Source organism: Rhizobium sp. A22-96 (assembly GCF_053521805.1).
Genome location: NZ_JBNWDQ010000005.1, coordinates 205096 through 224843 on the forward strand (window position 1 = coordinate 205096; position 19748 = coordinate 224843).

The 19748-nt window shown below is 61.4% G+C and carries 23 protein-coding genes; 9 read left to right on the top strand and 14 right to left on the bottom strand.

Going from position 1 to position 19748, the window contains the following annotated elements:
• The first annotated feature begins 63 nt into the window (after window positions 1-63).
• Window positions 64-945, top strand: a complete 882-nt coding sequence (locus tag ACQZ6F_RS22475; RefSeq protein ID WP_449094409.1) for a LysR family transcriptional regulator — start codon at window positions 64-66, stop codon at window positions 943-945.
• Window positions 946-1036: 91 nt separating this feature from the next.
• Window positions 1037-2677, top strand: a complete 1641-nt coding sequence (locus ACQZ6F_RS22480; RefSeq protein WP_449094165.1) for a SulP family inorganic anion transporter — start codon at window positions 1037-1039, stop codon at window positions 2675-2677.
• 9 nt (window positions 2678-2686) lie between these two features.
• Here the strand turns inward: ACQZ6F_RS22480 and ACQZ6F_RS22485 are convergent, their stop codons facing one another.
• On the bottom strand, window positions 2687-3301 hold the full coding sequence (locus tag ACQZ6F_RS22485; protein ID WP_449094166.1) for a 2'-5' RNA ligase family protein: 615 nt from the start codon (window positions 3299-3301) through the stop codon (window positions 2687-2689).
• A gap of 233 nt (window positions 3302-3534) precedes the next feature.
• On the opposite strand from ACQZ6F_RS22485, the gene ACQZ6F_RS22490 reads away from it, so the two are divergent.
• Together ACQZ6F_RS22490 and ACQZ6F_RS22495 are read left to right on the top strand one after the other, a co-directional pair.
• Entirely contained in the window at window positions 3535-3672 is a 138-nt protein-coding gene (locus ACQZ6F_RS22490; RefSeq protein ID WP_449094167.1) for a hypothetical protein, read from the top strand.
• A 161-nt stretch (window positions 3673-3833) separates the two neighbouring features.
• Complete coding sequence (locus tag ACQZ6F_RS22495) at window positions 3834-4397, top strand: methylated-DNA--[protein]-cysteine S-methyltransferase (protein WP_449094168.1); 564 nt, start codon at window positions 3834-3836, stop codon at window positions 4395-4397.
• Between the two features lie 28 nt (window positions 4398-4425).
• On the opposite strand, the gene ACQZ6F_RS22500 is transcribed toward ACQZ6F_RS22495, so the two are convergent.
• The 3 genes from ACQZ6F_RS22500 to ACQZ6F_RS22510 form a co-directional block, all read right to left on the bottom strand.
• Window positions 4426-4977 carry a GNAT family N-acetyltransferase gene (locus ACQZ6F_RS22500; protein WP_449094169.1) on the bottom strand — a complete coding sequence of 184 codons (552 nt, stop codon included), beginning with the start codon at window positions 4975-4977 and terminating at the stop codon, window positions 4426-4428.
• An 18-nt stretch (window positions 4978-4995) separates the two neighbouring features.
• Window positions 4996-5370: a DUF4180 domain-containing protein gene (locus ACQZ6F_RS22505; RefSeq protein WP_449094170.1), complete on the bottom strand. Its 375-nt coding sequence runs from the start codon at window positions 5368-5370 to the stop codon at window positions 4996-4998.
• Window positions 5371-5528: 158 nt separating this feature from the next.
• Window positions 5529-6143: a TetR/AcrR family transcriptional regulator gene (locus ACQZ6F_RS22510; RefSeq protein ID WP_449094171.1), complete on the bottom strand. Its 615-nt coding sequence runs from the start codon at window positions 6141-6143 to the stop codon at window positions 5529-5531.
• Between the two features lie 84 nt (window positions 6144-6227).
• Between ACQZ6F_RS22510 and ACQZ6F_RS22515 the strand changes: the two genes are divergently transcribed.
• Entirely contained in the window at window positions 6228-6734 is a 507-nt protein-coding gene (locus ACQZ6F_RS22515) for a hypothetical protein (RefSeq protein ID WP_449094172.1), read from the top strand.
• A gap of 18 nt (window positions 6735-6752) precedes the next feature.
• Here the strand turns inward: ACQZ6F_RS22515 and ACQZ6F_RS22520 are convergent, their stop codons facing one another.
• Complete coding sequence (locus ACQZ6F_RS22520) at window positions 6753-7604, bottom strand: LysR family transcriptional regulator (protein ID WP_449094173.1); 852 nt, start codon at window positions 7602-7604, stop codon at window positions 6753-6755.
• A 103-nt stretch (window positions 7605-7707) separates the two neighbouring features.
• On the opposite strand from ACQZ6F_RS22520, the gene ACQZ6F_RS22525 reads away from it, so the two are divergent.
• The gene (locus ACQZ6F_RS22525; protein ID WP_449094174.1) at window positions 7708-8694 is read left to right on the top strand and encodes a zinc-dependent alcohol dehydrogenase family protein; all 987 of its coding nucleotides are present in this window, start codon (window positions 7708-7710) and stop codon (window positions 8692-8694) included.
• A gap of 12 nt (window positions 8695-8706) precedes the next feature.
• Here the strand turns inward: ACQZ6F_RS22525 and mug are convergent, their stop codons facing one another.
• From mug to ACQZ6F_RS22545, 4 genes are all read right to left on the bottom strand, one after another.
• Window positions 8707-9288 carry a G/U mismatch-specific DNA glycosylase gene (gene mug / locus ACQZ6F_RS22530; RefSeq protein WP_449094175.1) on the bottom strand — a complete coding sequence of 194 codons (582 nt, stop codon included), beginning with the start codon at window positions 9286-9288 and terminating at the stop codon, window positions 8707-8709.
• A gap of 87 nt (window positions 9289-9375) precedes the next feature.
• Window positions 9376-9627, bottom strand: coding sequence for a hypothetical protein (locus tag ACQZ6F_RS22535; protein WP_449094176.1), 252 nt, complete (start codon window positions 9625-9627; stop codon window positions 9376-9378).
• A gap of 114 nt (window positions 9628-9741) precedes the next feature.
• Window positions 9742-10350, bottom strand: coding sequence for a TetR/AcrR family transcriptional regulator (locus tag ACQZ6F_RS22540; protein ID WP_449094177.1), 609 nt, complete (start codon window positions 10348-10350; stop codon window positions 9742-9744).
• Between the two features lie 98 nt (window positions 10351-10448).
• Window positions 10449-11960 (bottom strand): FAD-dependent monooxygenase, encoded by a 1512-nt coding sequence (locus tag ACQZ6F_RS22545; RefSeq protein ID WP_449094178.1) that lies wholly within the window; start codon window positions 11958-11960, stop codon window positions 10449-10451.
• A 316-nt stretch (window positions 11961-12276) separates the two neighbouring features.
• Between ACQZ6F_RS22545 and ACQZ6F_RS22550 the strand changes: the two genes are divergently transcribed.
• On the top strand, window positions 12277-12717 hold the full coding sequence (locus tag ACQZ6F_RS22550) for a lipid-binding SYLF domain-containing protein (RefSeq protein ID WP_077468464.1): 441 nt from the start codon (window positions 12277-12279) through the stop codon (window positions 12715-12717).
• A gap of 102 nt (window positions 12718-12819) precedes the next feature.
• On the opposite strand, the gene guaA is transcribed toward ACQZ6F_RS22550, so the two are convergent.
• The 3 genes from guaA to ACQZ6F_RS22565 form a co-directional block, all read right to left on the bottom strand.
• A complete protein-coding gene (gene guaA, locus ACQZ6F_RS22555; protein WP_077468465.1) occupies window positions 12820-14382 on the bottom strand; it encodes a glutamine-hydrolyzing GMP synthase in 1563 nt (520 codons plus the stop codon).
• Between the two features lie 102 nt (window positions 14383-14484).
• Window positions 14485-15126: a 5'-methylthioadenosine/S-adenosylhomocysteine nucleosidase gene (locus ACQZ6F_RS22560; protein WP_449094179.1), complete on the bottom strand. Its 642-nt coding sequence runs from the start codon at window positions 15124-15126 to the stop codon at window positions 14485-14487.
• On the bottom strand, window positions 15123-15572 hold the full coding sequence (locus ACQZ6F_RS22565) for a PaaI family thioesterase (RefSeq protein ID WP_037197294.1): 450 nt from the start codon (window positions 15570-15572) through the stop codon (window positions 15123-15125). The genes ACQZ6F_RS22560 and ACQZ6F_RS22565 overlap by 4 nt, the downstream gene beginning before the upstream one ends.
• A gap of 163 nt (window positions 15573-15735) precedes the next feature.
• On the opposite strand from ACQZ6F_RS22565, the gene ACQZ6F_RS22570 reads away from it, so the two are divergent.
• Window positions 15736-16812: a DUF2252 family protein gene (locus ACQZ6F_RS22570; RefSeq protein ID WP_449094180.1), complete on the top strand. Its 1077-nt coding sequence runs from the start codon at window positions 15736-15738 to the stop codon at window positions 16810-16812.
• Window positions 16813-16832: 20 nt separating this feature from the next.
• Here ACQZ6F_RS22570 and ACQZ6F_RS22575 read toward each other — a convergent pair whose 3' ends face one another.
• A complete protein-coding gene (locus ACQZ6F_RS22575) occupies window positions 16833-17633 on the bottom strand; it encodes an alpha/beta fold hydrolase (RefSeq protein WP_449094181.1) in 801 nt (266 codons plus the stop codon).
• Window positions 17634-17967: 334 nt separating this feature from the next.
• On the opposite strand from ACQZ6F_RS22575, the gene ACQZ6F_RS22580 reads away from it, so the two are divergent.
• Window positions 17968-18648: a GntR family transcriptional regulator gene (locus tag ACQZ6F_RS22580; protein ID WP_077468469.1), complete on the top strand. Its 681-nt coding sequence runs from the start codon at window positions 17968-17970 to the stop codon at window positions 18646-18648.
• A gap of 12 nt (window positions 18649-18660) precedes the next feature.
• Here the strand turns inward: ACQZ6F_RS22580 and ACQZ6F_RS22585 are convergent, their stop codons facing one another.
• Window positions 18661-19746, bottom strand: a complete 1086-nt coding sequence (locus ACQZ6F_RS22585; protein WP_449094182.1) for a DUF1513 domain-containing protein — start codon at window positions 19744-19746, stop codon at window positions 18661-18663.
• Between the last annotated feature and the right edge of the window lie 2 nt (window positions 19747-19748).

The following is a 19748-nucleotide window of genomic DNA, read 5'->3' on the forward strand; positions in this document are numbered from 1 at the left end:
ACCACAAAGTTCCGCCTGAATAAATTCGGTATGAGCTCACCGTATCTGTGCAATAATGCACAGATGATCGACTGGCAGGACTTGCATCATTTCGCCGCCCTGGCGCGGACAGGCTCGCTCTCGGCGGCAGCGCGTGAACTCGGCGTGGATCACGCAACCGTCGGCCGCCGTATTGCCGCGCTGGAACGCTCGCTGGACCTGCGCCTGATTGACCGGCGGCCGCGCACTTCGCCGCTGACGGCGGATGGCCGCGCCATTGCCGAACTGGTGGCGGGCATGGAAGACAATGTCGAAGCGATCCGGCGCTATTCGAAAAGTGCTGTCGCCGGGCTTTCCGCCGCCGTGAAGATCAGCGCGCCACCGTCGATCGCCGCCCATCTTCTGGCTCCCAAAGCGGTCGCCTTTCGGGACGAGCATCCGGATATCACCCTGACTATCGCGGGCGTTACGCGCCGCGCCGCCCTCAATTACGGAGAAGCCGATATCGCCGTGCGCATGACCCGGCCGGAAGAGAGCGATCTGCTCGTCCGGCGTATCGGCGTCATGCGTTTCGGCCTCTATGCCATCCCGGCCGTGGCGCAAATGCCGGAGGAGGAATGGTCTTTCATCGGCTACGACGCGGCCATGGAGCATCTGACGCAGCAGACCTGGCTTCGCAGCCTGCTGGAGGGGCGTCCGATTGTGTTTCGTGCCACGGATGTTTTCGGCCAGCTCGAGGCGGCCCGTGCGGGCCTCGGCGTCGTCGCGCTTCCCGCCTTTCTGGGGGATGCCGAGGCGGGGTTGACCCGTCTGCCGGTGGCTGTTCCCTCACCGACACGCGATCTCTGGCTCGTGACCTATCCGGATCTACGTCGCTCGCTGGCTGTCCGCGCCGTCATGGATTTCGTCACCGATGTCATCGGCAAAAGCTGCCCCTTGCGCGATGGCGCCGAGGCGGCGACCTGAGGCCCGGTTTCTGCGACCATATTTTCTTGTTGCAGCTTGGCGGCGAATCTCTATCCATAAATGGATGAGCCATCCTTTTGGTCGGTGATCGATGACGAAGCTGGGCAGTTGGTTCGTGGTGGACAAGGCGGATCTGGTCGCCGGCATATCGGTTGCCGGCCTGATGCTGCCGGAAGCCGTTGCCTACGCGGGTATCGCCGGCTTGCCGCCGCACCGCGCCATCCTTGCCGGCATTGCCGGATGCTTGATCTACGCCATATTCGGCCGCAGCCGCTTCGCCATCGTCTCGCCGACATCCTCGTCCGCCGCGATTCTTGCCGCAACGCTGGCGGTCGTGCCCGGTGACGCCACGGTCAAGGCCGGACTGGCCACCGTCGCCGTTGCGCTCGCCGGCGTTTTGTTTGTGGTTGCCGCCGTGCTGCGCCTTGGCGGCATCACCGGCTTCATCTCGCGGCCGGTGATGCGCGGCTTTGCGCTGGGCCTCGCGATCACCATCATCCTGCATCAGCTGCCCATTCTCGTCGGCGTGCCCGCGCAGGGCTCGAATATCCTCACCTATGCGGCATCGCTGTTCGGTGCGGTTCTGCAGTGGAACCCCATTAGCGTTGCGGTCGGCGTCGTCGCGCTTGTGGCATTGCTGCTGCTCAAGAGGCTGCCGGGCGTTCCTGCCGCCTTCCTCGTGCTCGTTGCCGGCATTCTCGCATCCTACCTGTTCGGCCTCGAGGCACATGGCGTCAAGCTGGTGGGATCGATCGAGATCCTGCCGCAATGGCCGTCGCTGCCGGATGCCGGCTGGGCCGCCTATTCGCGGCTGGTGCAGTTTACCGTGCCTCTCGTGCTTATTCTCTTTGCCGAATCCTGGGGTACCATGCGGGCGCTGGCTTTGCGCTATGGCGAGACGCTGCAGGTCAACCGCGAGCTCGGCGCGCTCGGTGCCGCCAATATCGCCAGCGCCCTTGTTCAGGGCATGCCTGTCGGCGCCGGCTTTTCGGCAGGCTTCGCCAGCGAGGCGGCAGGTGCCAAGACGCGGGCAACCACCGTCTTTGCCGCCATCGGCCTTGCGATCCTCATTGCCTGCGCAAGTCCGCTTGTGGCGCTGTTGCCCGAGCCGGTGCTGGCTGCAGTCGTCATCGCCGCCTTGACACATGCGCTCGATCCCAGTCCGATCCTGCATCTGCGGCGGCTGCATCGCGATTTCTACGTCGCGCTCGGGGCTGCGGCAGGGGTGCTGGCTTTCGGCGTGCTGAACGGCATGCTGCTGGCGATCGCGCTTTCGCTCGCTGCCATGATGCATCGATTGGCCTCGCCCTATGTCGCCCGTCTCGGACGCCTCGGCAGCAGTCACGACTTCGTGGACGTCAGTCGGCATGGCGATGCGACGGAAGTACCGGGCATCGCCATCTGGCGGCCCGGCGAGACCCTGTTTTTCGGCAATGCCGATACGATCTTCGGCGACATCCTGTCTGGCAGCCGCGGTGAGGCCGGGCTGCGGGCCGCTATTCTCAGCCTCGAAGAAAGTTCCGATATCGACAGCACGGCGATGGACGCCTTGATGGAGTTTGACAGCGCCATGCAGCGCGCCGGCATCCGCGTGCAATTCGCCCGCGTCCATGATCGCGTTCGCGATCTCATGGCCGTGGCTGGCGTCACCGATCTCGACAGCCGCTGCAGCTTCAGTGTCGATGATGCTGTGGCGGTGGTGCTGGCTGAAGGCAATCAGCCGAAAGTTTGAACGGGCTTTTCAGTCTCGCAAAGTCCAGTAGCAAAGATGATCGTGGATTGATTGACCCTGCAGGCTGTTGATGAGGACGAAATCCTTGGCGGTCCATGTCACAGGTTCTTCAAGCATGATTTCCGGAACGAGATGGCCCCGATACAGCAGCGTCATATGCGGCTCGACCGACTTTTCACCAATCCTTTTGAACCCGGTCATCCGCATTGCGTCATCCAACTCCCGATGGAGCGCTTTCAATTCGGCATTTCCGTCCTTGTTCCAAAGCACCAGTGGGCGATTGTCTTTGCTGCCAAAGCTCACAGCCCGGTCGAATGCGACTTGAAACGACGACTTTCCGATGGTCGATGCAGCCTGCATCGCCGCGAACGCTATTTCTTCAGGTATGTCGTGAAACGCTCCGATCTCATAGAGCGTGATATGCAGTAGATCCACGCGTGGTGGCTTTGCCGAAAAACCGTATTGTCCTCGGAAACCCCACGCAAGTTGATGACTGTGCGTGGCAATCACTGGATCGGGTAGGATCGCGAAATAAAGCTTGCTGATGGGTGCCTGATCGGGCTGTGATCTTTTCCTCCGCGATCCGCCTCCAAGATTAAGCGAAAGCTGTCCGTTGTTTTTCACGGAATTGCAACAAAGCCAATTGGCTCTGCCTCCTCCTGGTTTGTTGATCCCACATGGTAAGGCGGCATTGCAATGAAATCAAGAACAAAAAGAGAACATAATTGAGGTGACCAGCTTGACGGAAAGTGGTCGGCCGCACCTCAATTTTGCAAGCGCTGTCGAATAAAACACCCGCTTGACCTGTTCGCCGTCTGCCAGGGGTGTTTTCGCCTTTTTCAAAGGAAGGGTCTCACATGTTGACGAAAGCCATCTTCTCGATTGCCTTGCTCGCTCTCATCGGTCTCGGTATTTCAGCTTGCTCCACGTCGGATCAGCATGGGTCCGGTAGCGGCATGACGCTGAATTCGCCTCCGACCGGCGGTGGATATTAATCCACTGAACTGCGAACTGGATTTGGGGCGCCGCCCTGCCAGCGGCGGCGTCTCACTCAATAGCTAAAGCAGTGGTAATTCCGCTCCGGCGCAAGAATCGGGTTGAATTCCCCGCCTTGCGGTACGATTTTCATGACAAGTGGAAACACGGAGCTTCGGTCATGAACGAGACAAGGCAAGACTATCTGATCTTCGAAACCGCTGGCGGTTTTTGCGGTATCGCCTGGAGCGATCTCGGCGTCATACGCTTCCAGCTGCCGACGAAGGATGCCGGCGCGACCGAGCGGCTGCTTCTGCGCCGCGTCCCCAATGCGCATCCCGGCACGCCGACGCCTGAGGTTGCCGAGGTCGTTGCCAAGGTGAAGCGGTATTTTGCGGGCGAAGAAATCGATTTTTCCGGCGTCAGGCTCGATCTTGGCGAACAGGATGAATTCTTCAAGCAGATCTATGATGCCGCGCGGCAGATCAGTTGGGGTCATACCACCACCTATGGCACGCTCGCCAAGCAGCTTGGCGCTGGGCCGGAGGCCGCCCGCGATGTCGGCCAGGCCATGGCAAAGAACCCGGTCGCACTGATCATCCCCTGTCATCGCGTTCTGGCGGCAGGCGGCAAGATCGGCGGCTTTTCAGCGCCCGGCGGCTCGAACGCCAAGGCCCATATGCTGGAGCTGGAGGGCGTTCAATTGGCGCCGCCAAAGCCGGTGCAGCAGTCGCTGGGATTCTAGGCGGCAGTATTGCGCCGGACGTGTCCCGTCAGTCCTTCGCCAGCCGGCGGGCGCGAGAAAACAGCAGCGTTTCCTTGTCGTTGAGGCGCACCGGTTTCGGGTCTCCGTAGCCGGCCTTTTCGGCGACGCGGATCGAGGCCGTGTTATCGGGCGAGATCAGACAGACGCTGTGTTCGAAGCGTGGCTGCTCGTCGAGCCAGGCGGTGGCCGCCGTCAGGGCTTCTGTGGCAAGTCCCTTGCCATGCGCCCATGCCGAGAAGGCCCATCCAGCCTCCGGAATGCTCTTGATAGATGGTTCCATGATGCGATGGAAATCGGCAAAGCCGAGATCGCCGACATAACGGCGGGATGATTTCTCGCGGACCGCCCAATATCCATGCCCCAGAAGCGGCCAGAGGCCGTGATAGGAGAGCATTCGCATCCAGGATTCCCGTGAGGTCGATACCAGATTGCCGAAGATGTGCTTCACAACAAGCGGGTCGCTCCACATGGCCGCAAGCGGTTCGAAGTCATCAAGCGTATGGCCCGTCAGGAGCAATCGCTCGGTTTCGAGTGTCGGCGGAGATGTGGCTGGTTTCATGCGGGCTACTCTTTCCGGTTAGCTCGGGGAGTTTTGCTGCAGGCGTTCGGCGAGAGCATTCAGGTCCGGCAGGAACCAGACTTCGCGCCCCTTGTTGGCTTCATAGACGAAATCCCGCAAGGCATTGCTGCCGGCGACCCATCGGGAGATATCGCCGATGACGACGAGCTGAGAGCGGTAGTTGACGAATTTCTGGATAATGCCGCCAGCAATGCGGGTGGAGAGCTGGAAGAACTCCTCGTTCAGCCGCGATACCGGAACGACCACGAGGGTGGCCTCGGCGTCCCATGCCGCGCTGATCCAGTCGTTCACGTCTCTTTCGCTTGTGAGAAACGTGCCGCTGTCGTCGCCGATAATGGCCTTGCGGCCGGAGAAGTCCTTGACTGTAAACATGCTATTCGACTTTGCCTGCTGTTATAAAGATCAGCTCTCGCCATCATCCCGTGTGCGGAGGGGCGATAGCTATCATCTAGGGCGCCCATAGCCTAGAGCCTAGATTTAAGGCCTTGGCGCGGATGAGGTGTTGTCGATCGGGCCCGATCTGCTCGAAACTAGGCGCGATCGCCAGGCTCCGATGATGTCGGAAGCCCCTTGCCGGACAGTCGCAATACCGCAGCGACCAGGGTATCAGGATCTGCGCCCGGATCGAATTGACCGTCGATCATCAGCAGCGACAGGCCGTGGGTCAAGGACCACAGGAACAGCGCCGCCGTGCTGACTTCGCTGGCTGGCACACGCTTTGACAGGCCGGTCTTCAGGACCTCGTAAGCGTCGGAGCGCAGCGCACGAACCCTCTCATCGGCTGCGAAAGCGCCCTTGAAGCCCTCACCGAACATCAAGCGGTAAAGTCCCGGATTGTCGCGGGCAAAGCCAACATAGGCCATGCCTGCCGGTCCCAGCTGCCCCTTCGCATTGCTGGGAGCGGCCTGCAGGCGTTCCGCCAGCTCGGCAAATCCGCGCTCGGCAAGCGCCACCGCGATGTCGTCCAATCCGGAAAAATGGTGATAGGCGGCTGGCGCGGAGACGCCAACCCGCCGGGCTATTTCCCGAATGCTGAGTGCAGCCGGCCCTCCTTCCTCCAGCAGGGCACGTCCGGCTTCAAGGAGGGCATTTCGCAAATCTCCATGGTGATAGCGCGCCGGCGTGCCGGCCTCTGCTGTCGTCAATGCATTTTTCTCCTATCTTTACGTCGTTAAGATTATCGGCTAATTCTCGTCCAACCGCAATCCTGCGGCTACGGAGTTCCGGCGATGACCCATATTCCGGCCTATGTCTATGGCCTGTTTCTGCTGCTGATATGGATGGGCGTCTCGCGATGCCTGCCGCGTACGGTCCGGATCGAACGTCTCGCCATAATGCCCATCATCATGGTCGTTCTCGGTATCCGCGGCTTCGAAGGCCTTTTCTCGCAGCCGACCCTGCTCGACCTGCTTCTGGCGGCGGTGGGCCTGGGCATTGGCATGGCAGTCGGCTGGCGCCACGTCAGTGCCTGGAAGATTGGAGTCGACAGGACGAAGGGCTCGCTCTCCCTTCCCGGCGATATCATGATGCTTGTCATCATCCTCGCGACTTTCGCGTTTGAATTTCTGTTGCATGCCGCGGCAGAGATGCATGCGGCCTGGTTTTCGGCGCCGGCCGCCCCGCCGCTTGCCGCGGCGATCTGGGCCGGCTTCATCGGTATGACGCTCGGCCGGAACCTGCACCTGCTGTCACGCTACATGAGTGTGCCCGAGCGGTCTGCCGATCAATTGGGCTAGGGGTCCGTCCGTCATCGCCTACCGGCCGAGTCTGTCGATCACGAGGTCCATCAGTGCGCGCAGGCGCGGCATGCGGCGCATGTCGCGATGATAACCGATCCATGTATCGCGGCCGGGCGGCGGTTCGCCAAGGTCGACGAGCTCCACGCCAGGCGTGGCATCACCCAATGGACGCGGGAGAACAGCGACGCCGACCCCGGCGGCGCAGAGGCGGGCCTGAACCTCTCTGTTGTTGCTTCGGCTGATCACCGAGGCCTTCGGCAGCTTTTGCTCGATCCAGGCTACGTCGGGCATGCCGCCGAAGGCGGTGTCCATGAGGATGAGACGGAAGCCGGTGCCGTCGCCTGCATCTGGATGTGTCTTGCCGCTTTTGATGTAGACCCCATAGGGAATATGCAGCAGCCGGCGTGAGACGACCTCGGGCTCATCGAAAGCCTTGATCCGTAAAACCAGATCGGCTTCCCGCCTTGGCAGGCTGTAAAGGCGGGCATCGGTCAGAAGCTCCACGACGACCTTGGGATGGAGGCTTGCAAATTCTGTAAGCACGGGCGTCAGCATGGTGACACCGAACCAGTCGGAGCACGAAACCCGCAGCAGCCCGCTGAGTGCTGTTTCGGCACCCGCCAGTTCCCGCCCGATGGCGATCGCTTCCTCTTCCATCCGTTCGGCATGGACAAGGACGGCCTGGCCCTCGTTGGTCAGCACAAAGCCGTCGCTGGTGCGCTGAAACAGCCTTTGCCCCACAGCATCTTCCAGCACCCTCAGCCGTCGCCCCATGGTCGGCTGGGTTTGCCCCAGCGCGCGGGCCGCCGCGCCAAGCGTGCCCTCCCGCGCTATGGCGAGAAAAATGCGAAGGTCGCTCCACTCCATAGCTTCCGTCCAAACAAAAATGCATGTTAAACGAACAATACTTATGATTTCCATGCAGACAAGAGAAGGGCATCCTTGCAACCAAATTAGAAAGGTTGCTCCCATGAAAGCTCTTATTGTCGAACATGCCCAGGGTCCGTTCACGATCAAGGACGTTCCCAAGCCCACGCCAGGACCTGGCAAGGTCCTGGTCAGGATCCACGCAAGCGGCGTGAACCCGCTCGATACGAAAATCTGGGCGGAGGCAGCCGCCCATGCCCGCCATCCCCTGCCAGCTATTCTCGGTATAGATCTGGCCGGCACCGTCGAGGCGGTCGGCTCTGGCGCCGAAGGCTTCTCTATCGGAGACGAAGTCTATGGCATGACCGGCGGCGTGGGTGGAGTGCAGGGATCGCTGGCGGAATATGCTGCCGTCGATGCCAGATTGATCGCCCACAAGCCGGCAAATCTCCCGATGCGAGAGGCGGCCGCACTTCCGCTGGCAGTCATCACCGCCTGGGAAGGTATGGTCGACCGCGTCGATGTCAGGGAAGGCGAGACTGCACTGGTGATCGGTGCTGCCGGCGGGGTAGGGCATGTCGCCCTTCAACTCGCCCGCTCGCGGGGAGCCATAACTTACGGCGTCGATCGCGCCGAAGCCGCCGATTATCTGCGATCGATCGGCGCTACGCCGGTCGACCGCGATACCGCTGTCGGGGACTATGTACGCGATCTGACCGGCGGCAAGGGCTTCGATGTCGTCTATGATTGCGTCGGCGCGCTGGACGACGCCTTCCTCGCGGTCCGTCGCTTCGGCCGGGTTACCAGTTCGCTCGGTTGGAGCACGCATTCCCTTGCGCCGCTTTCTTTCCGGGCAGCCACCTATGGCGGCGTTTTCACCTTGCTGCCGCTTCTGACCGGTGAGGGTCGCGAGGCGCATGGACGAATTCTTAGTGAAGCGGCAAGACTCGCCGAAGCCGGAAAGCTCATGCCTCGTATGGATGATCGCCGCTTTTCGTTCGATCAGGCCGGCAATGCCCATGCGTTGGTCCGTGAAGGATCCACGCGCGGCAAGATCGTCGTCGAAATAGTTGCCGATAGTCCCCGCTGAAAGCTGGCTCGCCTATTCAGAAGGCGCTGATACCTGGCCAATTGCCAATTTCATCTCGCGATAATGCTCCGTCAGTCTTGCGAGATCGAAAGCCCTGTTGAGGCCGCTCGGATTGGGAAGCACCCAGATCGTGGCGCCGGCAAATTCGTCCGGCTGCCGGCCCCATTCGATTTGGGGGCGAAGGCTGATCGCCGCATAGGCGGCCTTGCCCAGAAATGCGAGGTTGGCGGGAGCGAGCCTCCCGATCTTCTCTTCCAGTATAGGAGCGGCGGTGACGTAATCGCGCTTCGTAAGCTCGCTCGCGCTTTTCGTCGGACGCGAGACCGCCGATGTCAGGCCCAGGCCATATTGCAGCATCTCGCGCTCTTCTTCCGCGCGCAACAGGCGAGGGGTAAAACCGGCGAGATGCAGGACCCGCCAGAAGCGGTTGCTCCGGTTCGAGAAGTTATGCCCGTCCCGTTGGGCTGTGAGCGCAGGATTGAGGCCGCAAAAAACCACTGAAAGGTGAGGCGCGAGGATTTCAGCCAGCCCGCTCGCCTGGGCTGCGGCCTTTGCCTGACCATCCATGCCCTCGGCTATGGCATCATCTTGCATATCAAATTCCCTGCGGGAGCGGAGGCGAGGCGTCGTGTTTGTCGCCTCGCCAAGCTAGCCGATAAACCATCGCTCGGCCACGGGCGCCTAGGCTTCACTTGCGGCTGAGGGGCTTTCCCGGCGGTTTCTGGATAGTTTTCTGGCAGTTGGGACAATGCCATAGATCATCGCCGTCACCATCGGCGGAACGACGACTGCCGTGGCTCCGGCCTGTCCCAGGCCTTCCGTCACATGAAAAAGAAGCAAGTTCAGCGCGTTGACGAGCATATATCCCCCCGCAATGGCTGTGATCAGAAATCGAGCTTCGAGAAAAAGGGTTGATGAGAAAAAGCGTCTCATAAGACCTCCAAATAACGGGATGTTGCAGAGCAATTTTTATCTAAACGATACGGATCGTTTCGTAAAGCCGCGGCAGGCAAAAAACTGCACTTGCGGGCAGCGGTGCCTGTTCAGTCAGGATGTGAGATGGGTTGGCAGTCCGGCGATCTGCGCCATCGCGGATCGGATCCCGTCTTCGCGATGCAGGTCGCCGGTCAGTAGATGAAACCAGCTGAACCCGACCCAGAGCGGGAGCTTGCCGTCGATGTCTTCGAGGCGAACCTCGCCGCGGGCCGCGGCGGATGTCAGCAGGTGTCTGACGTCGGCGGTACGCTCGGGAAGGAACCTGTCGCGCAAGGCCGCCAGTGCCTCCTTCGTGCCCTGTGCTTCGGCAATCAAGCCTCGCAAAGCGGCGCCGGCAGGATGGGACGCCCAAAATCGCCAAAGGCTGGTCGTGTATTGCTCGAGATCGTCGATCAGGTTTCCCGTATCCGGCACCTGCACGAAGGTCGTTCGTTCGGTGGTATAGATCGCGATGAACAGGTCGGCCTTCGTCGGATACCATCGGTAGATCGTCGTTTTCCCCGCGCCTGCCCGGCGTGCGACTTCATCGACGGAAAATCCGGCATAACCCTTCTCGCCGATGAGTTCCTTGGCGGCCGCAAGCACGGCCGCCTCAGTTTCCGGGCTACGGCGCGATCCGATGGATGTTCGTTTTTTCGCGGCAAGGGGCGTTGTGCTCATTCATCAGGCCTAGCTCAACTCGATGCCGTCGATCAACAGCGAAACGACCCAATGTCTCCGAACCTGCATATCGGGCGACCCGAGTCGAGGCCAGCGGCCTATGCCATCATCGGCGCTCCGAACCAGGTGGTTAGCGCGTCTGTGAGCCCTAACTGGGTTAGCTCTCCCACCCAGGCCACATGTCCGTCAGGCCGGATCAACACGGCCGAGGGGGCGGCAACCGTTCCGATCGCCGGAAGCTCCCATGGACCAACATATTGGGCGTCGACCAATTGGACCCGATCTGCCCATGGTGCGATGTCCAAGCTGCCGGGCTCACCAAGATTGAGCAGTACTGGCCGAGCACTATGCAGCAGGGAGAAGACCCTGAGCGGGCCTTCGGTCGTGATCAGGTCGAGATCGGGCATACGGCGCCCAAGCAGCGGGTTTCCCGCGCCAAGATCGTAGTGGATGTCCAGGCCGGACATGACGGCGGCATATTGTCTGCGTGGCTCGTCCATGTGGAGTAACTCCGCAACAGTGTCACGCAGGGCCTTTGCGCGTTCATCGGGGCGGCGAAGCGCGACGGAGGCCATAGTGTTGCGCAGCACGCGGGCAGCAACCGGATGACGCTCGGCATGATAGCTATCCAGAAGGCTCTCCGGCGAAGTCCCCTTGACCACCTGCGCCAGCTTCCATCCCAAATTCACTGCATCCTGCACTCCGGTATTGAGACCCTGCCCCCCATCCGGAGCATGCACATGTGCGGCGTCGCCGGCGAGCAGTACGCGGCCGCTACGGTAGGATGCCGCCTGGCGCGTCGTATCGGTGAATCTGGAAATCCAGATGGGATTGTGGGCACCGTAGTCGGTGCCGTACACGGCGATGAGAGCTTCGCTTAGATCACGCAGCGTAGGTTCGCTCGAAGCGCCCACCTGCGGCTCGGTCACCATCACCCCTACTGGCCCCTTATCCTTAAAGACGACTTTGCCGTCGCGGACCTCATATTCGAGCCTGCCAAGGGAGTGCAGACCGAGGGCATCGTGGCGGATGCCCAACTCCGGTTCCTCGGTCATCTCGACTTCGGCGATGAGATTGCTGACGGTTGGATCCCAGCCCGGGAATTCGATGCCGGCTGCTTTTCGGATAAGGCTGCGTCCTCCGTCGCATCCGACGAGATATTGCGCCCGCAACGACTTGCCGTCGGCCAGCCGGATATCGACGCCCGTATCGTACTGCTTGAAGCCGGTGACTTCACTACCGTAGTGAATTGGCACCGCCAACTCGCCGACCCAATCTGCCAATATGCGTTCAATATGTTTCTGCCACAGCCCAAGCCCGTAATTATGTCGTGTGGGAAAATCGCTGATATCGAGGCGCATGGAGGCGAAGCTCGCGACCTGGGCTACCTGCCCCTCTGAGAGAAACCGATCCGCAATCCCACGCTGATCGAGGACTTCGATGGTGCGTGAATGCAGACCGCCCGCGCGCGATCCGACAAGCTCCCGATCGGGACGCCGCTCGACAATCACAACGTCCACACCCGCCAACGCCAATTCCCCCGCCAGCATCAGTCCCGTAGGGCCGCCTCCTGCAATTACCACTGCATGTTCCGTCGTGGATATACCCATCTCCGCACTCCCTTTTTTGGCCGAGGCCAAGGCTTATACGGGAGATGCCGGGTCTTGACGCAAGCCCCTTGTGCGCCACATATGTAGACTAGAGGGAGACGTATTCGTTTCTTTTTGCGGTCAGCAGATGACCGCCGGCCTCATCGGAAGGCGCGTTTCCTCATTTCCGCTCATTTATTTGAATGTCTTCTAACACATTGTTTTTAGCGTGCTTTGGAACCAATAGCGCGCAAGATCGTTCATCTGTAACTTTTATACGACGGTGACGTCGTGCCCGGCCGGCTGGGTAAGCGGCGCTCTTGAGGAATAGCTCATCATGAAGATTTCGTCCGGATTTCGCTCAGTCGCGGTTGCCGCCATCGCCACTGCAGGAATTAGCTTTGCCAGCGTCGCGCATGCTGAAAGCGGCACGATCCGTTTTTCCGTCTATAAGGCCGCCTTCTTCGTCGGCGGCTCCGGAGGCGAGGGCACGCTGACCTTCCGCGGTCACCGCTATCCCGTGTCGATCGGCGGTATCTCGGGCGGTCTCGCCTTCGGTGCCTCCAAGACCTATTTCCAGGGTACCGTGCGCAACATTCGCCGCGCTCAGGATGTATCGGGGATCTACGGTGCAGCCGGTGGCGGTGGCGCGGTCGGCAAGGGAGCCCAGATGATTGTCATGACCAATGACAAGGGCGCTCAGCTCGAGCTGACGGGCCGCCAGGTCGGTCTGCAGGTCAATGCCGATATCAGCGGTCTGAGCATCAAGGTTAAGTAAGGGCGTCACTCCAGTCGCCAATTCCCCGGATGAGCCCGATTTGCTAAATTCGGCAAATCGGGCGCTTCTGGGAAAGTCGCGTTTAGGGATGCTGCTCGCCCTTTATTCCCACTCGATCGTGCCGGGTGGCTTCGAGGTCACGTCGTAGACCACGCGGTTGATGCCGCGGACTTCGTTGATGATGCGGGTCGCGGCGCGGCCGAGAAATTCCATATCGTAGTGATAGAAATCCGCCGTCATGCCGTCGACCGATGTCACGGCGCGCAGCGCGCAGACGAATTCGTAGGTACGGCCATCGCCCATGACGCCGACGGTCTGGACTGGCAGCAGCACGGCGAAAGCCTGCCAGATGGCGTCGTAGAGGCCGGCCTTACGGATCTCGTCGAGATAGATGGCGTCGGCTTCGCGCAGGATCTCCAGCTTTTCGCGGGTGATGCCGCCCGGGCAGCGGATGGCAAGGCCCGGACCCGGGAAGGGATGACGGCCGATGAAGCTATCTGGCAGGCCGAGCTCCTTGCCGAGCGCGCGCACTTCGTCCTTGAAGAGTTCACGCAGCGGCTCGACGAGCTGCATGTTCATGCGCTCCGGCAGGCCGCCGACATTGTGGTGCGACTTGATGGTGACCGACGGGCCGCCGGTGAAGGAAACGCTCTCGATCACGTCGGGATAGAGCGTACCTTGACCGAGGAAATCGGCGCCGCCAAGCTTCTTGGCTTCCTCTTCGAAGGTCTCGATGAACAGACGGCCGATGATCTTGCGCTTGGTCTCGGGGTCGCTCACGCCTTCCAGTTCGCCGATGAAACGGTCGGAAGCGTCGACATGCAGCAGATGCAGATTGTAGTGCTCGCTGAACATGGCGACGACATTGGCCGCCTCGTCCTTGCGCATCAGGCCGTGGTCGACGAGGATGCAGGTCAGCTGATCGCCGACCGCTTCGTGGATCAACAGGGCTGCGACGGAGGAGTCGACGCCGCCTGACAGAGCGCAGATGACGCGCTTGTCACCGACCTGATCGCGGATCGCCTGGACCGCCTTGGCGCGATAGGCCGACATCGACCAGTCGCCCTTGATCCCTGCAATATTGTGGATGAAGTTGCCGATCAACTTGGCGCCATCGGGCGTGTGCACGACTTCCGGATGGAACTGCACACCGTAATATTTACGCTTCTCGTCGGCGATGAAGGCGTAAGGCGCGTTCGAGGAGGTGGCGACGACTTCGAAGCCATCGGGCAGCGCGGTGACGCGGTCGCCATGGCTCATCCAGACCTGATGGCGCGAGCCGGAGGACCAGAGGCCCTCGAACAGCGCGCAATCCTTGTTGACGTCGAGGAAGGCGCGGCCGAATTCGCGGTGATGTCCGCTCTCCACCTTGCCGCCGAGCTGCATGCACATGGTCTGCTGGCCGTAGCAGATGCCGAATACGGGGATACCGCTGTCGAAGATGATCTGCGGCGCTCGCGGCGAGCCTTCATCCACGGTCGAGGCCGGGCTACCGGAGAGGATCACGGCCTTCGGCTGCAGCCGCTTGAAACCGGCGTCTGCGGATTGGAAGGGGACGATTTCGCAATAGACGCCCGCTTCGCGCACACGCCGTGCGATGAGCTGCGTCACCTGGCTGCCAAAATCGACGATGAGAACGGTGTCTGGATGTGCTGTCTGGGTCATGGCGAGCCTTTAATGAAAAGCGCTTTCGCTGGCAATCGGGCAAATCACGCCGGAGCCGATTTTATTGTCCCGATTGTCCTCACATAGGGCGGTTTTGATCCGTTAAAACCAGAATACGCCATCTTCCAGCGCGGTAAACAGCCCGTCGACGGCCTCGGAAAGCTTACGGTCGATCACATGCAGATATTCCGTCCAGTCGGAAATGCGCTGCAATTCGACCTGCCCATCGGAAATCCCACGCAGCCCGATCAGCGGCCGGCCGTAGATCTGGCAGGCGCGCAGCACGGCGAAGGTTTCCATATCGACCATGTCGGTGCCGATGCGCTGATAGGCCTCCGCGCCGGAAACGATATTGCCGCCGGTCGAAAGGCTCGCTTCGGCAATCGCGGGAATGCGCAGCGGCAGTTCGAGTGTGGCCGGCAGGTCGAGGAAGGGCGTGCGCCCCTTCTCGAAGCCGAGCGGCGAAGCATCCATATCGCGGTAGGAGACGGAGCTGACCTGATAGACTTCGGTTTGCTCCAGCCTGGCGGAGCCGGCCGAGCCGAGCGAAACCACGAGATCGGGCAGGTCGTCATGGGCTTCGAGCTGGGCGAAGGCGCGGGTCAGCGCGATGGCCGCCTCAACGGGCCCGACGCCGGTCATCAGCGGATCGATGCGCGAGCGCAGGAAGGGGCCGTATTCCGCGTCCGCCGCCATGACGAACAGGATCGATTTGCCCGAGACGCGCTTCAATTCGAATTTCATCCGCTAATTCCCTCTCTGCCCCGAATGACCATCATCGTCCCGGTCATCGAGGCAATCAGCTTGGCCGGTCCGTCGCCGATCGCATAGCCGCGGCCGTCGGCGACAATGATCGTCGTGCCGGGCTTGGTGACATCGCCGCGAAACAGGAAGCGTTCGCCGCGTCCCGGCGACATCAGGTTGATCTTGAATTCGATTGTCAAAATAGATGCGGAGGGATCAATGACGCTGTAGGCAGCAAACCCGCAGGCCGAATCCAGCGCGGCGGCGATGATACCGGCATGCAGAATGCCGTGCTGCTGTGTCAGCTTCACGTCGAAGGGCAGCTCGATCTCGACGGCACCATGTTCGACGCGTGTCAGTTCCGCGCCGATGGTCGCCATCGCTGCCTGCCGCTCGAAGCTTGTTCTGATGCGGGCCCGAAAGTCGCCGCTGTCTGCCTCTGTCATGCCGTTCCCCTTCGCGGGTGCGAAATTGGCATGGAGAGGCGGTTTGGACAAGGGTCAAGACTTGGAAAAGAAGCGCCTCTGACGGGACTATTGCTGACGTCGAATTTCCTCCGTCGCCGGGGCATGCTATCCGGAACAGGAAAACTTGCTGCAAGGAGCATCGATGACCACGATTCTGCAATCGGTGGCGGCATACGAGAGCTGGATGAAGGCGCAGCTCGGCAGCGATCTGGTCGAGGCGGGCCTGGCGAAAAAGCACAAGCTGATGAAGAGGGACAGCTTCTCCTTCCTGCGCGGAACCTATTGGCGCTGGGCCGAAACCATCCTCGGTATTTGCCCTACTCTCGCCAACGCGCCGCAGGTACTGGCAATCGGCGACACGCATCTGGAAAATTTCGGCACCTGGCGCGATGAAGAGGGTCGGCTGGTCTGGGGCGCCAATGATTTCGACGAGGCGGCCGTCATGCCTTATGCCCTCGATCTCGTGCGGCTGGCGACGAGCGCAATGCTGGCGCGGGGCAATGTCGGTCCGACGCCGCGCGCCATCGCCGCTGCTATTCTTGCAGGCTATCGCCGCGGCTTGCAGCAACCATCATCAGTCATTCTGGAGCGTGACTACAAATGGCTGCGCAATGAGGTGCTGCTCTCGAATGCCGAGCGCAAGGCCTTCTGGGAGAAGTATCGCAGCCTGCCGTCGGCGAAAGATCCTGTGCCGGAACCCTATCTGAAGGCGCTGCGCCGGGCGTTGCCGGATCCGATGACCACATTCGAAGCCAAGCCGCGCACGGCCGGCACCGGCAGTCTCGGCCGTCCGCGCTTCGTCGCCTATGTCGAGTGGCGCGGTGGCCCGGTCCTGCGCGAGGTCAAGGCGCTGCTGCAGTCGGGCTGGTCGCTCAAGCATAATCCGTCGGACGAGGCCGTTCATACCGGTGTTATCGCGGTCGGGCGGGCGCGTTCGCCCGATCCACGCTATCAGGTGAGCGGAAAACTGCTGGTCCGTCGCCTGTCGCCCAACAGCCGCAAGATCGAAGTCGATGGCGACGCCGAGATGCTGCTGTCGACTGATATGCTGGATCTCATGGGCTTCGAGATCGCCAACTGCCACGCCGGCGATGCCTCGCGCATATCGGCTATTCTCGCCGATCTCGATACGCGAGGGGCGGATTGGTTGCGGACAGCGGCCAAGGCAGCCGCTGTCGCCGTAAATGCGGAGCAGGCTGAGTACGCCAGGAAAGGCTAGCTCAGCGGTAGCCCATCGGCCTAGTGCCCGGCAGCTTCGAGGATCAGGCCGGCGATCGTATCGGGGTGGGAGATCAGCGCGAGGTGGCTCGCCTTCACCTCGATGGTCTTGGCACCCATGCGCTTGGCCATGAAACGCTCGAGGTCGGGATTGATCGTCCGGTCTTCGGTGGAAACCGCATACCAGCTCGGCTTTGAATGCCATGCGGCCTGGGTCGTTTTGCCGGTGAGGAGTCCCTTGTGGAACGGCTCCTGTACGGCATAGAGAACCTTGGCCTTGGCTTCGGGCAGATCGCCGGCGAAGTCGCGCAGGAAGGCTTCCTCGCTCAAGCGGCCCTCGTCACCGTCAAAGACGATGCCGGCCGATGCCGGCGGCGTCGGATAGGTCTTGGCGAGCGCCGTGTAATCTTCGCCTGCATCCGGCGCGCGGGCCGCGACATAAACCAGCGAAGAGACCTTCGGGTGCATGCCTGCCTCGGTGACGATCATGCCTGAGAATGAATGACCGACGAGCACGGTCGGGCCATCCTGGCGATCGAGAACGCGCTGGGCCGAGGCGACGGCGTCCGGCAGCGTGGTCAGCGGGTTCTGCACTGCGGTGCAGTTCAGCCCCTTGGCCTGCAATCGCGCGATGACCTCCGACCAGCAGGAACCATCGGCAAAAAGCCCATGCACCAGCACGACGTTGCGCGCCTTTTGCGCTGCGGAGACGGTCGAGCCAGAGCCAGCGGCACTGGTGGCGGCCATGCCGTGGGTGGAAACGAGAGAAGCGGCGGCACCGGCGACAAGTGCGGCCGAGAAATTCCGTCTGGTTATCATCATGGTCCTGATCCTTTGCGTGGGAGGGGCGAAATCGACGGCAAAGGGCCTTCCGGCCGAGATGCTGGGCGACTGGTCTCTCGGGATGTCATCGTGGTGGGAAGCTCATTCCGTCCGAAGCCTCCGGATGAAATGGGCTCTGCTTGCATTCTGATTTGGCGCTCCTGCCACTCTTTGTATGCGGAAGATGGTCGAATGAATGTTTTTGTATTCTCGTCGTTGATAATGGTCAATGATTGGATGCGTAACAGTTGCGTGATGACATTTTTGCATGCAAGATGCGTCAATGGTGGCGCTACCGCATACAAGGTAGTGCCAAAATGCCTTGGGGTGGAAAATGACGAATGAGCTCGAAGATGCCGCCGACGACCGCGAATTGCTGTCGGACCGTATCCGCAATGCCCTGGCGGATGAGATCGCGGCCGGACGTCTGGAGGCGGGCGCCGCCCTTGACGAGCAGCATCTTGCAGATCGTTTCGGTGCCTCGCGCACGCCGGTTCGCGAGGCGCTGCGGCAATTGGCGGTGAGCGGTCTGGTCGAGGTGCGGCCACGGCGCGGGGTCGTCGTTGCCCGCATGACGCCGGAACGCATCATGGAGATGTTCGAAACGGTGGCGGAGATCGAGGCCTTGTGCGTGCGGCTCGCCACTTATCGCATGACGCCGCTTGAGCGCAGCCATCTGATCGAGCTGCACGATGCCTCAGAGGCGATCGCGAAGAAGGGTGACTTCGATGCCTATGATGCGTTCAACCGCGCCTTCCACGAGGCGATCTATCGTGCGACGCATAACGGCTTTCTGGCCGAACAGGCGATTGCCATTCACAGCCGCCTGACCGCCTTCCGCCGGGCTCAGTTACGTCAGGACGAGCGCCTCGATCGTTCGCGCGCAGAGCACGAGGCCATCATGCAGGCGATTGCCGAAGGCGATGGCGAGCTGGCATCGCGGCGCATGCGAGCGCATATGCTCAACGCGGCGACGGCGCTCCGCCGCTTCATAGAGGCCAGCAAGCCGGTCTGAGCCGGGATCCAATCAACCGCGGGCGATCCGGACGATATGCTGATCCCAGGCGACGTCGCTATGCTCGCCCAGGAAGTCGCCCTGATAGGAGGACACGGCAAAGCCATGACTGGCTGGCGCGATGCCGGCCGCATCGGGCACGCTTTCGACCTTCAGCACCTTGCCGGTTCTGGCATCCAGCGTCACCGAGGTCCCCTCGACCGGCGACGTCACGCCCACGAGGCTTTCGGCACGGTTGACGGCGATGGCACCGACATAGTTGCCGAGCGCGCGAGTGGTGTCATCGGGCAGGGAGACGAAGGTCAGATCCTCGCCCCTGGCGAAATGGCCGACGAGCGGCGGCAGATCGTTGCGATGGCCCTCATACTGACAGGCAAACCAGACCCGGCCGCTCGCGTCGATATCGACATGCCGCGTCGAAACCTGCGCATATTGCGCCGGCAGGACATGTTTCTCGATCAGCCGGCCGCTTGCCGCATCGATCAGCGTCAGCGACGGCTCCATATGGTCGAGATTGAGCTTGGTGCGTCCGAAATCCGGATGCGTTTCGATACCGCCATTGGCGACGATCAGGTACTTGGCGTCATCAGAAACGGTCATGTCATGTGGCCCGACGCCGTAGGTCTCATATTCGCCGATGCGGGCAAAGCGGTTGCGCGCATCATAGAGCCCGATGATGCCGCGATTGTCGTCGAAGTCGTTCTCGCTGGCGTAGAGCAGCCTGCCATCCGGCGAAAACGTGCCGTGCCCGTAAAAATGCCGACCTTCTCTAGCGCTGATGACGATCGGTTCGGCCTTATTCCAGGGATCGAAGATCATCGCATAGGTGCCCGGTCGACGCGCGAAGGCGACGGTCTTGCCCGTCGCCTTCGAAAAGGCCATGCCATGAGCGCGAGCGGGCAGGGCCACTTGATCGACGATCCGGCCCCGTTCCGTCACCGTCGCTACGGCAAAGGAGCCGTCGGCGGCGCGAATGCCCGAGGCATAAACGGCATCGGCGCGCTCGAGAGCCATCAAGGCGCCGGGCTTAAGCGCCGCGAGGAAGGTCAGCCCCGCAGCCTTGACGAAAGCTCTCCGGTCGATCAGCCCGCTGCGCATCG

What these genes read in the sequence shown, in the direction of transcription:
- ACQZ6F_RS22560 (WP_449094179.1), bottom strand. Translation starts at nt 15,126, where the DNA reads ATGAAATTCGAATTGAAGCGCGTCTCGGGCAAATCGATCCTGTTCGTC.
- ACQZ6F_RS22515 (WP_449094172.1), top strand. Translation starts at nt 6,228, where the DNA reads ATGACCCATATTCCGGCCTATGTCTATGGCCTGTTTCTGCTGCTGATA.
- ACQZ6F_RS22585 (WP_449094182.1), bottom strand. Translation starts at nt 19,746, where the DNA reads ATGCGCAGCGGGCTGATCGACCGGAGAGCTTTCGTCAAGGCTGCGGGG.
- ACQZ6F_RS22480 (WP_449094165.1), top strand. Translation starts at nt 1,037, where the DNA reads ATGACGAAGCTGGGCAGTTGGTTCGTGGTGGACAAGGCGGATCTGGTC.
- ACQZ6F_RS22520 (WP_449094173.1), bottom strand. Translation starts at nt 7,604, where the DNA reads ATGGAGTGGAGCGACCTTCGCATTTTTCTCGCCATAGCGCGGGAGGGC.
- ACQZ6F_RS22525 (WP_449094174.1), top strand. Translation starts at nt 7,708, where the DNA reads ATGAAAGCTCTTATTGTCGAACATGCCCAGGGTCCGTTCACGATCAAG.
- ACQZ6F_RS22550 (WP_077468464.1), top strand. Translation starts at nt 12,277, where the DNA reads ATGAAGATTTCGTCCGGATTTCGCTCAGTCGCGGTTGCCGCCATCGCC.
- ACQZ6F_RS22535 (WP_449094176.1), bottom strand. Translation starts at nt 9,627, where the DNA reads ATGAGACGCTTTTTCTCATCAACCCTTTTTCTCGAAGCTCGATTTCTG.
- ACQZ6F_RS22540 (WP_449094177.1), bottom strand. Translation starts at nt 10,350, where the DNA reads ATGAGCACAACGCCCCTTGCCGCGAAAAAACGAACATCCATCGGATCG.
- ACQZ6F_RS22505 (WP_449094170.1), bottom strand. Translation starts at nt 5,370, where the DNA reads ATGTTTACAGTCAAGGACTTCTCCGGCCGCAAGGCCATTATCGGCGAC.
- ACQZ6F_RS22475 (WP_449094409.1), top strand. Translation starts at nt 64, where the DNA reads ATGATCGACTGGCAGGACTTGCATCATTTCGCCGCCCTGGCGCGGACA.
- ACQZ6F_RS22500 (WP_449094169.1), bottom strand. Translation starts at nt 4,977, where the DNA reads ATGAAACCAGCCACATCTCCGCCGACACTCGAAACCGAGCGATTGCTC.
- ACQZ6F_RS22565 (WP_037197294.1), bottom strand. Translation starts at nt 15,572, where the DNA reads ATGACAGAGGCAGACAGCGGCGACTTTCGGGCCCGCATCAGAACAAGC.
- ACQZ6F_RS22580 (WP_077468469.1), top strand. Translation starts at nt 17,968, where the DNA reads ATGACGAATGAGCTCGAAGATGCCGCCGACGACCGCGAATTGCTGTCG.
- mug (WP_449094175.1), bottom strand. Translation starts at nt 9,288, where the DNA reads ATGCAAGATGATGCCATAGCCGAGGGCATGGATGGTCAGGCAAAGGCC.
- ACQZ6F_RS22495 (WP_449094168.1), top strand. Translation starts at nt 3,834, where the DNA reads ATGAACGAGACAAGGCAAGACTATCTGATCTTCGAAACCGCTGGCGGT.
- guaA (WP_077468465.1), bottom strand. Translation starts at nt 14,382, where the DNA reads ATGACCCAGACAGCACATCCAGACACCGTTCTCATCGTCGATTTTGGC.
- ACQZ6F_RS22570 (WP_449094180.1), top strand. Translation starts at nt 15,736, where the DNA reads ATGACCACGATTCTGCAATCGGTGGCGGCATACGAGAGCTGGATGAAG.
- ACQZ6F_RS22575 (WP_449094181.1), bottom strand. Translation starts at nt 17,633, where the DNA reads ATGATGATAACCAGACGGAATTTCTCGGCCGCACTTGTCGCCGGTGCC.
- ACQZ6F_RS22490 (WP_449094167.1), top strand. Translation starts at nt 3,535, where the DNA reads ATGTTGACGAAAGCCATCTTCTCGATTGCCTTGCTCGCTCTCATCGGT.
- ACQZ6F_RS22545 (WP_449094178.1), bottom strand. Translation starts at nt 11,960, where the DNA reads ATGGGTATATCCACGACGGAACATGCAGTGGTAATTGCAGGAGGCGGC.